At 73.3% G+C, this 15,352-nt stretch carries 14 protein-coding genes; 7 read left to right on the top strand and 7 right to left on the bottom strand.

The features are described from left to right. Positions 1-87: 87 nt before the first annotated feature. Positions 88-732 (bottom strand): TIGR03086 family metal-binding protein, encoded by a 645-nt coding sequence (locus tag V3N99_07090; protein MEO3936511.1) that lies wholly within the window; start codon positions 730-732, stop codon positions 88-90. A 61-nt stretch (positions 733-793) separates the two neighbouring features. Here V3N99_07090 and V3N99_07085 point away from each other — a divergent pair, with 61 nt between their 5' ends. Continuing rightward, positions 794-1,801 (top strand): WYL domain-containing protein, encoded by a 1,008-nt coding sequence (locus V3N99_07085; protein MEO3936510.1) that lies wholly within the window; start codon positions 794-796, stop codon positions 1,799-1,801. Positions 1,802-1,862: 61 nt separating this feature from the next. Then, a complete protein-coding gene (locus V3N99_07080; GenBank protein MEO3936509.1) occupies positions 1,863-2,666 on the top strand; it encodes a methyltransferase domain-containing protein in 804 nt (267 codons plus the stop codon). A 33-nt stretch (positions 2,667-2,699) separates the two neighbouring features. Here V3N99_07080 and V3N99_07075 read toward each other — a convergent pair whose 3' ends face one another. Next, entirely contained in the window at positions 2,700-3,221 is a 522-nt protein-coding gene (locus tag V3N99_07075) for an OsmC family protein (protein ID MEO3936508.1), read from the bottom strand. Positions 3,222-3,329: 108 nt separating this feature from the next. Between V3N99_07075 and V3N99_07070 the strand changes: the two genes are divergently transcribed. From V3N99_07070 to groL, 3 genes are all read left to right on the top strand, one after another. Beyond that, positions 3,330-3,779 (top strand): hypothetical protein, encoded by a 450-nt coding sequence (locus V3N99_07070; protein ID MEO3936507.1) that lies wholly within the window; start codon positions 3,330-3,332, stop codon positions 3,777-3,779. 5 nt (positions 3,780-3,784) lie between these two features. Beyond that, the gene (locus V3N99_07065; GenBank protein ID MEO3936506.1) at positions 3,785-4,222 is read left to right on the top strand and encodes an HIT family protein; all 438 of its coding nucleotides are present in this window, start codon (positions 3,785-3,787) and stop codon (positions 4,220-4,222) included. 369 nt (positions 4,223-4,591) lie between these two features. After that, positions 4,592-6,223 carry a chaperonin GroEL gene (groL, locus tag V3N99_07060; GenBank protein ID MEO3936505.1) on the top strand — a complete coding sequence of 544 codons (1,632 nt, stop codon included), beginning with the start codon at positions 4,592-4,594 and terminating at the stop codon, positions 6,221-6,223. Positions 6,224-6,415: 192 nt separating this feature from the next. Here groL and V3N99_07055 read toward each other — a convergent pair whose 3' ends face one another. Beyond that, a complete protein-coding gene (locus V3N99_07055; protein ID MEO3936504.1) occupies positions 6,416-6,763 on the bottom strand; it encodes a hypothetical protein in 348 nt (115 codons plus the stop codon). A gap of 154 nt (positions 6,764-6,917) precedes the next feature. Here V3N99_07055 and V3N99_07050 point away from each other — a divergent pair, with 154 nt between their 5' ends. Together V3N99_07050 and V3N99_07045 are read left to right on the top strand one after the other, a co-directional pair. After that, entirely contained in the window at positions 6,918-7,748 is an 831-nt protein-coding gene (locus tag V3N99_07050) for a DUF4031 domain-containing protein (GenBank protein MEO3936503.1), read from the top strand. 90 nt (positions 7,749-7,838) lie between these two features. Beyond that, positions 7,839-10,184, top strand: a complete 2,346-nt coding sequence (locus V3N99_07045) for a GH25 family lysozyme (protein MEO3936502.1) — start codon at positions 7,839-7,841, stop codon at positions 10,182-10,184. Between the two features lie 122 nt (positions 10,185-10,306). Here V3N99_07045 and V3N99_07040 read toward each other — a convergent pair whose 3' ends face one another. From V3N99_07040 to V3N99_07025, 4 genes are all read right to left on the bottom strand, one after another. Beyond that, positions 10,307-10,747 carry an SRPBCC family protein gene (locus V3N99_07040; protein ID MEO3936501.1) on the bottom strand — a complete coding sequence of 147 codons (441 nt, stop codon included), beginning with the start codon at positions 10,745-10,747 and terminating at the stop codon, positions 10,307-10,309. 40 nt (positions 10,748-10,787) lie between these two features. Continuing rightward, complete coding sequence (locus V3N99_07035; protein MEO3936500.1) at positions 10,788-11,453, bottom strand: hypothetical protein; 666 nt, start codon at positions 11,451-11,453, stop codon at positions 10,788-10,790. Positions 11,454-11,466: 13 nt separating this feature from the next. Continuing rightward, positions 11,467-13,548 carry an AAA family ATPase gene (locus V3N99_07030; GenBank protein MEO3936499.1) on the bottom strand — a complete coding sequence of 694 codons (2,082 nt, stop codon included), beginning with the start codon at positions 13,546-13,548 and terminating at the stop codon, positions 11,467-11,469. 88 nt (positions 13,549-13,636) lie between these two features. Next, complete coding sequence (locus V3N99_07025) at positions 13,637-15,295, bottom strand: trypsin-like peptidase domain-containing protein (GenBank protein MEO3936498.1); 1,659 nt, start codon at positions 15,293-15,295, stop codon at positions 13,637-13,639. Positions 15,296-15,352: the final 57 nt, after the last annotated feature.

Genomic DNA, 15,352 nt, shown 5'->3' with positions numbered 1-15,352 from the left:
TTCCGAACGAGGGAAACCCCGCGTTCGGGTGGCCCGGTGCTCTCAGAACGCAGGGTTTCCCTGGTTCGGAACGCCAGGGGGGTGGGGTCAGGGGCGGCGGCCCATCCAGGCCACGAGCCGGTCGTACGGCGTCGCGTCGGCGCCGACCTCGACCACCTCGGCGAAGGGGACGGGGCCGCCGCGCGGGTGCGCGGGCAGCGCGGCCTGCACCGGGCCGAGGACGACCTGCGCCAGCGACTGGTCGAGCCCGTCGCGACGGTCGACGGCGACGGCGAGGTCCCACGCGTGCACGGCGACCTCGCTGACGTAGGCGAAGAGGGCGAGCCGGGCGGGCATCACCCGAGCCGGGTGCGCGATGGTGCCGGCGAGCACGCGGTCGTCGGCGAGCACGGTGTCGAGCCGGCGCCGCCCCTCCTGCCAGGCGTCGACCCAGCCGTCGTCACCGATGCCCGTGACGACCGACGGCACGTCGAAGGGCTGGCCGCCGGCCGCGATGTGGGCGATCCGGCCCTCGACGGCGACGAGGTGCCCGAGCAGCTCGCGCACGGCATAGTCCGGGCAGGGGGTCGGGCGGTCGAGGTCGTCGGCGCTCAGGCCGTCGACGAGCAGCCCGACCTGGTCGAGAGCGCGCAGCAGGAGGGGCCGGGGGTCGGGCGGGCCGACTGGAGCCGCAGCGGCTGGAGTTGCAGCGATGGGAGCGATCGGGGGCGAGGTCTGCGCGGAGGTGGTCATAGGTCCAGACTCCGCGGCATACCTGACACCTGATGTCGGGGTTTGCTGTCACGATCGTCACGTGCGTGCCGACCGACTGCTGCAGCTGCTCTACCTCCTGCGCCGTCACGGGCGGCTCCCTGCCCGCCGGCTGGCCGAGCTGCTCGAGGTGAGCGAGCGCACCGTCCTGCGTGACATGGAGGCGCTGTCGGCGGCGGGGGTGCCGGTCTACTGCGAGCAGGGCCGCGGTGGCGGGTGCGTGCTGATGGAGGGCTACGAGACCGACGTGAGCGGGCTGACCTCGGAGGAGGCGCAGGCGCTCTTCGCCTGGACCACCCAGGGGGCGGCCGCCGACCTCGGGCTCGGGGCGCAGCTCGGCACCGCCCTCACCAAGCTCGCCGCGACCGTGCCCCAGCCCGCGCTCGAGCGGGCCGACGCGCTCGCGGCCGTCGTGGTCGTCGACCGGCGGCGCTGGTTCGCCGCCGCCGAGGAGGTGCCGCTCCTGCCGCGGCTGCGCGAGGCGGCGATGGCCCGGCGCCGGGTGCTGCTCGGCTACGCCTCCCCGGGGGACGAGCAGCCGGGCACCCGCACCGTCGACCCCTACGGCCTGGTCGAGAACGCCGGGCGGTGGTACCTGCTGGCGGCGCACCGGGGCGTGGTCAAGAGCTTTCGGGTCTCGCGGATCGCCTCGGCCCGGGTGATCGACGTGGCGGCCCGGGTGCCGGACGACCTCGACCTGGCCGCCGAGTGGAGCCGGGTGCGCTCGGCCTTCGAGTCGTCCTACGAGGGCGTGGTCGTCACCGTGGCGGTCGCGCCCCACGCCCTCGCGAGGTTTCGGCTGGTGGCCTCGTCGCAGACGGCCGCGGGCACGGTGGTGGCGAGCGCGCCGTCCCCCGCGGGGTCGTGGCCGGCACTGCGCCTGACCGTGCGCGCCCGCGAGGCCGCGGTGGCCCTCGTGCTCGGCTTCGGGGGTGAGGTGCAGCTTCTGGCGCCGGTCGCGCTGCTCGACGACGTGCGCTCTCGGGCTCGTGCGGCACTGGTGCTGCACGAGGCTGCCACTCCCGCGTCCGCTGGTCGGATGGATGGGTGACCGGTACCGGCCCTCGGGATACGGTCCGATCCTCGGGAGGTCCCAGGGATCGGAAGGCACGATGGCGACGGATACCTACACCCACGGCCACCACGAGTCCGTCCTGCGCTCGCACACCTGGCGCACCGGCGAGAACTCCGCGGCCTACCTGCTGCCGCACCTGCGCCCTGGGCTGTCGGTGCTCGACGTCGGCTGCGGCCCGGGCACGATCACCCTCGACCTGGCCCAGTGCGTGGCGCCCGGCCGCGTCGTCGGTCTCGAGCCGGTGCCGGCTCCGCTCGAGACGGCCCGGCAGCACGCCGCCGACCGGGGTGACACGCTCACGCAGTTCGTGATCGGTGACGTCTACGCCATCGACGTCCCCGACGACACCTACGACGTCGTGCACGCGCACCAGGTGCTGCAGCACCTCACCGACCCGGTCGCGGCGCTGCGCGAGATGCGCCGGGTCACCCGCCCCGGCGGCCTCGTCGCGGTGCGCGACGCCGACTACGACGCCATGGTCTGGTCGCCGCGCGACGACCGGCTCGACGACTGGCTCGAGATCTACGAGGCGGTCGCCCGCAGCAACGGCGCCGAGCCCGACGCGGCCCGACACCTGCTCTCGTGGGTGCACGCGGCGGGCTTCACCGACGTGGCCTGCAGCGCCACCACCTGGTGCTTCGCCACCCCCGAGGAGCGGTCCTGGTGGGGCGGGCTGTGGGCCGACCGCACCCGCCACTCCACCTTCGGGCAGCAGGCGCTGGAGCGCGGGCTGATCACCCCCGACGGCATCGACGAGATCGCGCAGGCGTGGCAGGACTGGGCGACCCAGCGCGACGGCTGGTTCGCGGTGCTCCACGGCGAGGTGCTGGCCCGGGCGTGACCGGCCCAGCCACAGCCCGTAGGGAGCGCTGCCTCAGGCGGCCGTGATGCTCACCGTCCCCTCGGGCGGGTGCCGCAGCGACTGCCAGACCACGCAGTAGCGCTCGGTGAGCTTCTCGAGGGTCGCGAGCTGCTCGGCGCTCGCGTCGGTCTCGACCTCGAAGGCGAGCCGGATCGCCGTGAAGCCCACGGCCGCTTCCTTGTCGACGGCCAGCGTGCCGCGGAAGTCGAGGTCGCCCTCGGCCCGCACCGTGCCGCCGCGCACGTCGAGCCCGAGCGAGGTCGCCACCGCCTTGAGCGTGACGCCGGCGCAGGCCACGAGCGCCTCGAGGAGCAGGTCGCCGGAACACAGCTGCGACCCGTCGCCCCCGGCCATCGGGTGGAGCCCCGCGGCCGCCATCGCCCGCCCGGTGGTGAGGGAGCAGGTGACGCCCTCGCCGAGCCGGCCCGTGGCCTCGAGGGTGATGACGGCCGACTCGGCGTCTGCGCGGTACCGCTCCTTGAGCGGGCCCTGCAGCGCGACGAGGGCGTCCTTGTCCATGGCGGGTGCGTTCATGGACCGACGCTAACCCGCAGGACCGACAGGCCGCAGCGCAGGGTGGGGGGAGGGCTCGGCGTACGGGTCTGCTCCGGGGCCCCCTCGCGCCTGTGCGAGGCTGTCGGGATGAGCCAGTGGAGCACCCCCGAGCACCTGACCGCGGCGGCCACGACGATCGCCGACTCGATCAACGGCTGGACCGAGCCGGCCCTCTTCGCCGTCGGGATGAGCAGCGCGACCTCCGACGAGGGCTACGACTTCCCCGTCGTCAACCATGCCGGGCAGGGCGGGGAGCGCGCGCTGGCCACGCTCGTGCTGGCCAAGACCCTCGGATACGCGGAGGGCTCCTACACCCAGCACCTGTCGGCGGCCGAGCTCAGGCACGCACTCACCGCGCTCGAGCCGGTGGAGGGCGTTGCCGGGGTCGAGCACCCCAACCTCACGCTCTGGCGCGGGCTCCTCGCGGAGCACGAGTCCAACCCCGCCCGCACGCTCATCGCCGTCTTCGTCGGTGACCTCGCCGAGCCGGGTGCCTCCGAGGCCGAGGTCGCGCTGCGCACCCAGCTGACGGACTAGCCCGTATGCCGCCACCCGCACCGGCGAAGGCGTGCCTCTTCTGCGCCGTCGTCGCCGGCACCGAGCCGGCCACGGTGGTGCTCGACGAGCCCGACCTGCTCGGCTTCCTCGACGTGCGTCCCGTCTTCAAGGGTCACGTGCTGCTCGTGCCGCGACCCCACGTCGACACCCTGCTCGACCTGCCGCCCGCCCTGCACGCGCCCCTGCTCGACGGGGCCCGCCGCCTCGCCCAGGCCGCGGTCGACGGTCTCGGCGCCCAAGGCACCTTCGTCGCGATGAACAACGTCGTGAGCCAGTCGGTGCCGCACCTGCACGTGCACGTCGTGCCCCGCACCAAGGGCGACGGGCTGCGCGGCTTCTTCTGGCCGCGCACCCGCTACGACGACGGCGAGACCGCCGCGTATGCCGCCCGGCTGGCTGCCGCCCTCCCGCCGCCCACCTGAGGGCCCGGTCCAGCGCGCCAGTCGCGGAGGTCGGCGCGCTGGTCCTCCCGACACCCCCCTGACCGTTATGCGCCCTCTTCAGAGGCGCATACCGGACAGGCTGGTGTCGAGAGGACCACCCTGGCCCCGGCTGCGGGCGGCGAGCCGCCTCCTGGAGGCGCGTCACCGGACACGGGACGGTCGGGGTTTGCACTCTCGGGGCGAGAGTGCCAATAATGGCTTAGCACTCTCACCATGAGAGTGACAGAACCCGACCACTGCTGGTGAGGTCCGGGGAGCGCACGCGACGTGAGCGTGTGGCACCCGTGCCGTCCGTCGCGGGCACCGTGGTGGTCTCCACACACGATTCGCGTGGGAGGAACCACCCGAATGGCCAAGCTCATCGCATTCGACGAAGAGGCTCGCCGCGGTCTCGAGCGAGGAATGAACATCCTCGCCGACGCCGTCAAGGTGACCCTCGGCCCGAAGGGCCGCAACGTCGTCCTCGAGAAGAAGTGGGGAGCGCCGACGATCACCAACGACGGCGTGTCCATCGCCAAGGAGATCGAGCTCGACGACCCGTACGAGAAGATCGGCGCCGAGCTGGTCAAGGAGGTCGCGAAGAAGACCGACGACGTCGCCGGAGACGGCACGACGACGGCCACCGTGATCGCCCAGGCCATGGTCCGTGAGGGCCTGCGCAACGTCGCCGCCGGCGCCAACCCGATGGCGCTCAAGCGCGGCATCGAGAAGGCCGTCGAGGCCGTCGCCGCCGAGCTGCTCAGCTCTGCCGTCGAGGTCGAGACCAAGGAGCAGATCGCCGCCACCGCGTCGATCTCCGCCGCGGACGACCAGATCGGCGAGCTCATCGCCGAGGCGATGGACAAGGTCGGCAAGGAAGGCGTCATCACCGTCGAGGACTCCAACACCATGGGTCTCGAGCTCGAGCTCACCGAGGGGATGCGCTTCGACAAGGGCTACGTCAGCCACTACTTCGTGACCGACACCGAGCGCATGGAGACCGTCCTCGACGACGCCTACGTGCTCGTGGTCAACTCCAAGATCAGCAGCGTCAAGGACCTGCTGCCGCTGCTGGAGAAGGTCATGCAGTCGGGCAAGCCGCTGCTCATCATCGCCGAGGACATCGACGGCGAGGCCCTGGCCACCCTGGTCGTCAACAAGATCAAGGGCACCTTCAAGTCCGTCGCCGTCAAGGCGCCCGGCTTCGGTGACCGTCGCAAGGCCATGCTCGGCGACATCGCCATCCTCACCGGTGGTCAGGTCATCTCCGAGGAGGTCGGCCTCAAGCTCGACACCGCCGAGCTCGACCTGCTGGGTCGCGCTCGCAAGGTCGTCGTCACCAAGGACGACACGACCATCGTCGAGGACCTCGCCGACCGCACGCAGGTCGAGGGCCGGATCAATCAGATCAAGGCCGAGATCGAGAAGTCGGACTCCGACTACGACCGCGAGAAGCTCCAGGAGCGCCTGGCCAAGCTCGCCGGCGGCGTCGCCGTCATCAAGGCGGGCGCGGCCACGGAGGTCGAGCTCAAGGAGCGCAAGCACCGCATCGAGGACGCTGTGCGCAACGCCAAGGCTGCCGTCGAGGAGGGGATCGTCGCCGGTGGTGGCGTCGCCCTCATCCAGGCGACCAAGAACGTCTTCGCGACCCTCGAGCTCGAGGGTGACGAGGCCACCGGCGCCAACATCGTGCGCGTGGCAGCCGAGGCTCCGCTGAAGCAGATCGCGATCAACGCCGGCCTCGAGGGCGGGGTCGTGGCCGAGAAGGTCCGCAACCTCGACAAGGGTTGGGGCCTCAACGCCGCGACCGGCGAGTACGTCGACATGCTGGCTGCCGGCATCAACGACCCGGTCAAGGTGACCCGGTCCGCGCTGCAGAACGCCGCGAGCATCGCCGCGCTCTTCCTCACGACCGAGGCCGTCATCGCCGACAAGCCGGAGAAGGCCTCGGCGGGCATGGGCGGCGGCGGCGGCGACGACATGGGTGGCATGGGCTTCTGAGCCCCGGCACTCGGTAGCGTCAGCCACCAGCACGACCCAGCGTCACCAGCACGACCCAGCACGACGGAGGGCGGTTCCCCGAGAGGGGGGCCGCCCTCTCGGCGTGCGGGGCACACGAGGACGGGCGGCCCCCCGAGGGGACCGCCCGTGCCCGGGTCGACGTGCCGTCAGCCCCGGCCACCGGGGTGCGGGTCAGGCGGCGCTGAAGTCGTCTCCGGCGACAGCAGCCAGCGGGCGGATGCCGGAGGCGCGCTGGGCAGCGGCCTGGGCGGCGAGCGGCAGGTAGAGCACGCCGGGGACGACCGGGGCACCGGGCTCGCGCCACGTCGGCTCGACGGGGGTCGCCACCCGCAGGTAGCGCGTGGTGGTCGACAGGGTGCTGCGGGAGAAGACGCGACGGGCGAACCCGGCCCGGCGCACCTGCTCGAGCTGCCGGTACGACGTGGACGGCGCGAGCAGCCGCGAGGCGTAGGCGAGGGTGACGGCCGGGTCGGTCCGCAGGCGGCTGCCGTCGACCACGCGGAGGGGCTGAGCGCTCATGGGGGTTCCTGGGGATGGCCGCGGAAGTAGGGAATCGTGACATCTCAGACTCTAGAACCCGCAGCTGCCGACGGACAGTTTAAAGCGGGCAAATAGGGTGGTTGACGACTCGGGCTCATCCGTTCGGACGAGGGGCGGGTTACCGTGGGCCGCGATGACCACCTGGATCGACGTCCCCATCTGGCCCCGGCACGGCACGACCTTCGCCCACCTCGTCAGCGACGCCTCCCTCGAAGAGCTGCACGCCGTCGCTGCCCGCGCCGGCCTGCACCCGCGCAGCTTCGAGGGCGACCACTACGACGTCTCCACCCAGCGGTATGCCGCGGTCGTCGCCGCCGGAGCCACGCCCACCACCGGCGCCGACCTGGTGCGCCGCCTGCTCGCCTCCGGCCTGCGGCTGCGCAAGCGGCGCGGTGACGTGCCCGTCGCCCGGGTGGCCGGCGTGCCCGCACCCGGGGGTGGCCTCATGGACGTCGACCTGGTGCTGGCCGACACCGCCCTCGACCGCGGTCACGTCGTGGCGGTGGCGGTCGTCGTCGACGACGGGGCCAGCGCGGTGGCGGTCGTGCACACGCTCGCGCGCGAGGCGTGGGGGCCGCCCGGTGGGGGAGTCGAGCCGGGCGAGCACCCGACCGACGCCGCGGTGCGCGAGCTCACCGAGGAGACCGGGCTCGTGGTCGCGCCGGCGCTCCTGCGTCCCGTCGGCTGGGAGCGCTTCACCGTGCGCGCCGACGCCGCCGTCACGGCCGGCCGCGTCGGCCGCTGGGGCGAGGGTGCGGCCTACCTCCAGCTGTATGCCGTGACCCTCACCTCGCGCCCGTTGGCGCCGGTCGCCGCCGACGTCGACGCGGCGCTCTGGGTGGGCCGCGACGAGCTCGAGGCTCGGTGTGCGGGGGAGTTCTGGTGGCCGCTGCTGGACCGGGTGCTGGGGCCCGGTCCCGGGGCGGGGGCGGCCGGCAGCGCACGCTGCTCCGGGACAAAGTGACATCGAGGGGGCGAAGGGCTCCTGATCCGGCGGCCGCGGCCGATGGGGTTGTCAGGTAGAGCTGGAGTCGATCGCAGGGTGGTGCGCAGGATGGCTGGTAGTCGCAGGGTTCGTGGTGTCGCGGAGGTGGGGTGCGCCGCCGTGGTGGCGTTGGCCCGCCCTCTCCTGACCGCAGTGGCGGTCTGCCTCCTGCTCGTCACGGGCTCGGCGAGCGCCCTGGCCTCGATCGTCGGGCCCGACGTCTCGAGCTACCAGCACCCCGGCGGCCAGGCCATCAGCTGGGGATCGGCCCATGCCAGCGGGAGCGCGACCTTCGGGTTCGTCAAGGCGACCGAGGGAGCCGGGTACACCAACCCCTACTTCGCCAGCGACTTCGCCGGGATGGCGGCTGCCGGGATGATGCGTGGGGCCTACCACTTCGCGACGCCCTCCGTCAGTGCGGTCACCCAGGCCCAGTACTTCGTGCGGGTGAGCGGGACCCTGCACCAGCGGGGCGACCTGCCGCCCGTGCTCGACCTGGAGGCCACCGGCGGCCTGAGCCCCACTGCGCTCGTGGCCTGGACGCAGTCCTACCTGCAGACGGTCACGTCGCTTACCGGTCGCACCCCGATCATCTACGCGAGCTCCTACTTCTGGCAGACGGCGATGGGCAACAGCCGGGCCTTCGCCGGATACCCCCTGTGGATCGCGTCCTACGGGGCGGCGCCGCAGATCCCCGGGGGGTGGAGCGCCTACACCTTCTGGCAGTACACGGCGTCGGCGAGCCTGTCGGGCATCACGGGGGCCGTCGACATGAGCGTCTACAACGGCTCACTGGCTGGCCTGCAGGCCCTGGCCAACGGTGCGGCGGCCTCCGCCGCACCCCCGTTCGGGCACGTCGACGCGGTCGCCTGGAACGGCTCCGCCCTGGTCGCGGCCGGCTGGGCGATCGACCCCAGCACCGCCAACCCGATCAGCGTCTCGGTGTCCGTCGACGGCGGAACCCCACAGACGGGCACCGCCGGCAACGCCCGAGCCGACATCGCCCGGGTCTACCCCGCGTCCGGCGCCAACCACGGCTACGCCGTCGCGGTCCCGGCCGCTCCGGGCAGCCACTCCGTCTGCGTGACGGCCCTCGGTCTCGTGGCCCGGTCGCTGGGCTGCGTCACCGTCGTCGTGCCTCCCTCGACGCCGTTCGGCCGCCTCGACGTCGCCGTCTGGAACGGCTCCGCCGTCATCGCGGCCGGCTGGGCGATCGACCCCGACACCGCCAGCCCGAGCAGCGTCTCGGTCTCCGTCGACGGCGCCACCCCCGTGACCAGCGCCGCGGGCACCGCCCGCGCCGACATCGCCCGGGTCTACCCGGCCTACGGCGCGAACCACGGCTACGCCGTCGCGGTCCCGGCGGCCCCTGGCTCGCACTCCGTCTGCGTCACGGCCCTCAACATCGGTGCCGGCACGGTCAACACCCCTCTCGGGTGCCGCACCGTCATCGTGCCGGCGTCGGCGCCGTTCGGTCGGCTCGACGTCGCCGTCTGGAACGGCTCCGCCCTCGTCGCGGCCGGCTGGGCGATCGACCCCGACACCGCCGACCCGACCAGCGTCTCGGTCACCATCGACGGCGGCACCGCCCAGACGACCGCCGCCAGCACGTCGCGCGCCGACATCGCCCGCGTCTACCCCGCCTACGGCGCCAACCACGGGTATGCCGTCACCACACCGGCGGCTCCCGGCCCCCACTCCGTCTGCGTGACGGTGCTCAACAGCGGGGCCGGGTCGGTCGACACCCCGCTCGGGTGCCGCACGGTCGTCGTGCCACCCTCGAAGCCGATCGGGCACTTCGACGTCGCGGCCTGGAACAGCTCGGCCATCGTCGCGGCCGGCTGGGCGATCGACCCCGACACGGCCAACCCGGCCAGCGTCGCGGTCTCCCTCGACGGCGCTGCCCCGGTGACCAGCGCAGCCAGCACGGCCCGGGCCGACATCGCCCGCGCCTACCCGGCCTACGGCGCGAACCACGGGTACGGCGTCATCGTGGCCGCCGCTCCCGGCCCCCACTCGGTCTGCGTGACGGTGCTCAACACCGGTGCCGGCACCTCCGACACGCCCCTCGGGTGCCGCACGGTCGTCGTGCCGCCCTCGAAGCCGTTCGGGCACTTCGACGTCGCGGCCTGGAACGGCTCCGCGATCGTCCTGGCCGGCTGGGCGATCGACCCCGACACGGCCACCCCCAGCGCCGTCTCGGTCTCGGTCGACGGTGCGACCCCGGTGACCAGTGCCGCCAGCGCAGTCCGCCCCGACGTCGGCCGCGCCTTCCCCGCCTACGGGCCCAACCACGGGTATGTCGTCACCGCACCGGCGGCCCGCGGCCGTCACTCGGTCTGTGTCACCGCCCGCAACCTCGGCGCCGGCACCTCCGATACCCCGCTCGGCTGCCGCACGGTCGACGTGCCCTGACCCGGCAGGGGTGCCGACGCCCACAGGACCGGTGGAGGGGGGTGGAGGGGTGGTGCCTGTCGGGGGGGCGTGCACTGGTCTCGTTGTGCGGTGTCGGCGCCTCCACCGACGTCCGCAGAGCCTTAGCCGCGTTCGAGGATCGCCTTGAGCCGGGACAGGTCCTTGCTGGTCGCCCGGCGCATGGCGCGTTCCATGATCGGTGCGGCGATGCGTGAGAAGCCGGCCGGGTCGCCCCGGTTGCGAAGGGTCATCCGGGTCTGCCCGGCCTCCGTCACTCGCCACTCGTACGTGGTCTCCATCGGGAAGGGACCGTCGGTGGTGCGCATCATTAGCCGGCGACCGGGATCGAGCTCGGCCACCTCGTAGGTGTAGGCCAGACGCCTGCCGAGGAACCGGGCGACAAAGTCCATCCGTGAGCCCACCTCGACGGGGGGAGCTGTCCTCCAGGTGACCGATCGGATGTTGGCGTACCAGAGCGGGGCATTGGTGGGGTCGCCCGAGAATGTTGCGACGTCGGCGACGGGTCGCCCGATCGTGGTCTCCACCAGCACGTCGACGGTCATGGCGGTATTCTCCCCCGGCGACCCTCCCCAGCGCGTCGGGTCACCCCTCTGGTGCCCCACCCTCTGCGCCCAGCCTCACGAGCTCGCGCCCCACGTTGTGCCGCGCCGCAGCCGTCCACTCCCGGTGGGCGTGGTCGGTGAGGTAGAGCCGCTGGCGGCCCACGAGGTCGGCGAGGATGGCCGAGCGGCCGACGGCGAAGGCGGCGTCGGGCACAGCGGCATACTCCTCGCGCACCTGGCTGGCATAGGCGGCGTAGCGGGGCGGTGGTGAGGCGAGGATCCACAGGTCGGCGTCGTGCAGGGCCCGCGTGAGCGGTGTGGGGTCGGCGGCGGTGTGGCCGGCCGTCATCCGCACGAGCGCGACGACGGTGGTGACGACATCGGTCGGCAGGCGCAGACCGGTGAGGGCGTCGTGGGCGAGCACCGCGCTGCGCTCCTCGTTGTCGGTGGCCGCCGGGTCGTAGACCGCGTCGTGCCACCACGCCGCCAGCCGGGCGAGGCGCTCGTCGTCCGCCCCGACCTCGCCGGTCTCGCCGAGCTCGTGCAGCACCTCGACCATCTCGACGAGGTGGGTGGGCGAGTGGTAGCGCCGATGGGGCTCGCGCCAGCGGGCGAGCAGGTCCGTGCCGACGGCCTGCACGATGACCGGGTCGGCGCCGGGACACAGGACCATGAGGTCGTCGGTCCACGAGTCGAGCAGCAGCACGGTGACGGCCTCCTCAGGCGAGCAGCGCGGGCAGGTCGTCGCAGTGCACGACGGTGAGCGCCGTGACGGCGCGGGTGAGCACGACGTAGAGGCGCCGGAGGCCGGTCCGCTCGTCCGGCTCGTCCGCGGCGATGCGCGCAGGCTCGACGACGACGACCCGGTCGAACTCCAGCCCCTTGGCCACCGTCGCCGGCACGAGGTCGACCTGGTGCTCGATGTCGCCGTGGTCGGAGCCGAGCAGTCCGTGCTCGAGACCGGCCGCGTCCAGGGCCGCCCCGAGGTCGGCCAGCAGCGACGCCGGCGCGATGACGCCTACCGACCCCGGCTGCGTCACCTGCTCGGCGACGACGACCGCGACCCTGGCCGCCAGCCCGGCGCGGTCGACCCGCACGATGTCGAGCCGGCCCGGGTTGTCGCGCACCGACACCGGCGCGCCCAGCCCCGGCGCCATGGCGGGCAGGAGACGGGCGGCGTAGTCGATGACGAGCCCCGGCACCCGGAAGCCCCGGTCGAGCACCTCGACGTGGCTGCCGGGCTTGCCGAGGTGGGCGAGCGACTCCTCCCACGACGACGTCGACCACGGTGTCGTGCCCTGGGCGATGTCTCCGAGCACGGTCGCCGACCCGGTCGCGCAGCGTCTTCCGACCGCCCGGAGCTGCATGGGCGAGAGATCCTGCGCCTCGTCGAGCACGACGTGCCCGAGGCTCGGTGTGCGGTCCACGAGGTCAGCCAGCTCGTCGAGCAGCACCGCGTCGGCAGCCGACCAGCGGGCCGACCCCTTGGTGCGGGGAGGCCTGTCCCACAAGAGGATTCGCTGCTCTTCGTCCGACAGGACCCCGTCGGCGTGCTCCGCCAGCACCGCCGGGTCGCTCCAGAGGGTGAAGAGGACCTGTCGGGGGTCGAGGGCCGGCCAGACCGAGGCGATGTAGGACTTGACGGCGGTGGTGCGGGCCACGGCGTCCTGCACCTGGTCGTCGGGGGAGTCGCCGGCGCGCTCCATCGCGAGCAGCACGTGGTGGGCCAGCCGCTGCGGCAGCACCGCCCGCGCGGCTCCGTAGCGGATGTCGCGCGCCCGCAGCTGCTCGAGCACCTCCGCCACGTCGTGTGCCGCCACCCGCCACTTGTGCGCGCCCCGCGGCACGACGAGCGCGTCGAGCGAGGCGCCCGAGGGGAGCACGTGGCTCCATACGGCGCGGTGGAGCACCTGCGCGAGGCGCGCGTCGCCCTTGAGCGTGGCCGCCGGCGTGTCGTCGACCCCCCTGACCGGCACGCTGGCGACGAGCTCCTCGGCGGTGGTGTGGGCGACCTCGACCTCACCGAGCGCCGGCAGGACGGCGCCGATGTGGTCGAGGAAGGCGCGGTTGGGGCCGATGACGAGCACGCCCGAGCGCGAGAGCTTGTCGCGGTAGGCGTAGAGCAGCCAGGCCGCGCGGTGCAGGCCGACGGCGGTCTTGCCGGTGCCCGGGGCGCCCTGCACGCACACGGTCGTGCCGGCGTCGGCCCGCACGATCTCGTCCTGCTCGGGCTGGATCGTCGCGACGATGTCGCGCATCGGGCCCACGCGGGGGCGCTCGATCTCCTGGGCGAGGATGTCGGAGCGGTGGTCCCGCTCGGTGACGTCCTGCAGGTGCTCGTCCTCGTAGGCCGTGAGCCGACCGTGGTCGACGCCGAAGCGGCGCCGCAGGGTCACGCCCATCGGCTCGGCGCGGGACGCCCGGTAGAAGGCCGCGCTCAGCCCGGCTCGCCAGTCGATGACGAGCGGGTCGCCCCGGTCGTCGGCGACGTGGCGCCGCCCCACGTGCCACGTCCCGCGGGGGGCTGCGCTCCCCGAGTTCCCCCCGAGTGCCCGCGTGGCCGGGTTCTCTTCTCCGTCGAGGTCGATGCGGCCGAAGAAGAGGGTGGAGGTGGGATCGTCCTGCAGCGAGGCGAGGCGCCGGGCGAGGGTGGCGGCGAGGAAGGCATCCGAGACCGGGTCACCGGCGGCACGCTCGGTGGTGCGCGTCTTCTCGGCCATGCGGGCCAGCTCGGCCCGGGCCCGGGCGAGGTGCTCCTGCTCGCGAGCCAGCTCGGGCTCGGGGCGGCTGACGGCAGGCACGGCTGAGACCTCCGGACGACGCGGGTACGACGGGCAGTCGCCCACCGTACCCGCTCTCGCCGTCGGTCTGCCGGTCTCCCGGCTGCACTCAGCCCTGAGCGGGCCGGGCCGCGAGGGTGACCGCGATGTCCTGCTTGGCGCCGCCGCGGATGACCGTGACGGTGACCTTGTCGCCGACGCCGTACTCGTGGATGGTGGCGACGAGCGACTCGGACGACTCGATGCTCTGGCCGTTGATGGCCACGATCGCGTCACCCTGCTTGACCCCGGCGTTGGCGGCCGGGGTGCCCGAGGACAGCGAGCGGATCAGGGCTGCCGCCCGCTTGCTGCTTCCGTCGGTCACCGTGGTGTCGGAGGCACTGACGCCGAGGTAGGCGTGCTGGGCCTTGCCGGTCGCGACGAGCTGGTCGGCGATCGACTTGGCCTCTTTCGACGGGATCGCGAAGCCGATGCCGATGTTGCCGCTCTGGCTGCCGCCGCCGCTGCTGCTGCCGCCGAGTGAGGCGATCGACGAGTTGATGCCGATGAGCTGGCCGTCGGCCGTCACGAGGGCACCACCGGAGTTGCCGGGGTTGATCGCCGCCGACGTCTGGATCGCGTTGGTGACGACCGGGGTGGCTGCGCTCGGCGTCGAGCCACCGAAGGGGTCCTGGGTGCTGCCACCCGAGCCACCCTCGGACGAGGCGGTGGTGACGGGTCGGTTGAGCGCCGAGACGATACCGGTGGTGACGGTGCCGGCGAGGCCGAGAGGGTTGCCCACGGCCATGACCGGCTGGCCCACGACGAGGCTCTTGCTGTCGCCGATCGAGATCGCCTTGAGGTCGGTCGGCGGGCTCTTGATCTGCAGCACCGCGAGGTCGGTCGACGGGTCGGTGCCCTTGATCGTGGCGTCGTAGGAGCGTCCGTCGCTGAGCGTCACCGAGATCTTGGCCCCGGCGCCCGCGCCGGTGGCGACGTGGTTGTTGGTCAGGACGTAGCCGTTCGCGGCGTCGATGATGACGCCGGAGCCCTGCCCCTCGGCCGAGCTGCTCTGCACGGTGATCGCCACGACGCTGGGCGAGACCGCCTTGGCCGTGACCGTCCAGTCGGGGCTGCTCGGGTTGCCCTGCGCGACCGGGGCCGCGGGGTTGGACGCCGAGGCCGGGGCGGAGCCCGCGGTGCTCGTGGTCGCGATCGTGCTGCCGAGGCCGTTCTTCGCCGCGACGTAGCTGCCGCCGCCGGCCAGGGCCGCCGCGACGAGGGCCACGACGCCGATCTCGGCCCAGCGACGGCCCTGACGGGTCTTCGGCTGGGGGCCGGGAGAGACGGAGGGGGCGGGGTAGGGGCCGGCCCAGCCACCGTCGCCACCACCGAAGCCGGCGCCGGCGGTGCTGCCGGTGGGGCCGTACGGGCTGGTCGGGGCGGCATACGAGCTGGTGGTGTCGGCGGCTGCCCGGGCCGTGTCGTCGGGCCAGCCGAAGCCGGGGTGCTCCTGCGTGTGCTCGGCCGAGGGCGACGTCGGCATCGCGCTCGTCACTGGCGCCGTGAGCCCGAAGTCCTTCCCGGGGGAACCCTCGCTCGTGCCCTGCGGCGGACTCTGGGGGGTGTCCCCGGCCTGCCCGTCGGAGCCGGTGGAGGGGGACTGCCAGGCGGCCGGCCCGTCGTACCACAACGGCTCGCGGGTCTCCCCCTGCTCCGAGGCGGCCGGGGTGGGGTCGTGCTCCTCGCGGGGACCGTCGGTCTCGTGCGGGTGCGTCTGCTGGGTCATGGTCCTCAAGTCCTCTTCCTGCGTTCGTGCGGTCGACGGGTCGTGCGTCGGTATGTC

This window comes from Dermatophilaceae bacterium Soc4.6, assembly GCA_039889245.1.
Classification (GTDB): domain Bacteria; phylum Actinomycetota; class Actinomycetes; order Actinomycetales; family Dermatophilaceae; genus Lapillicoccus.
The sequence above is the reverse complement of the archived record's forward strand: the minus strand, read 5'-3'. Positions and strand labels throughout refer to the sequence as shown.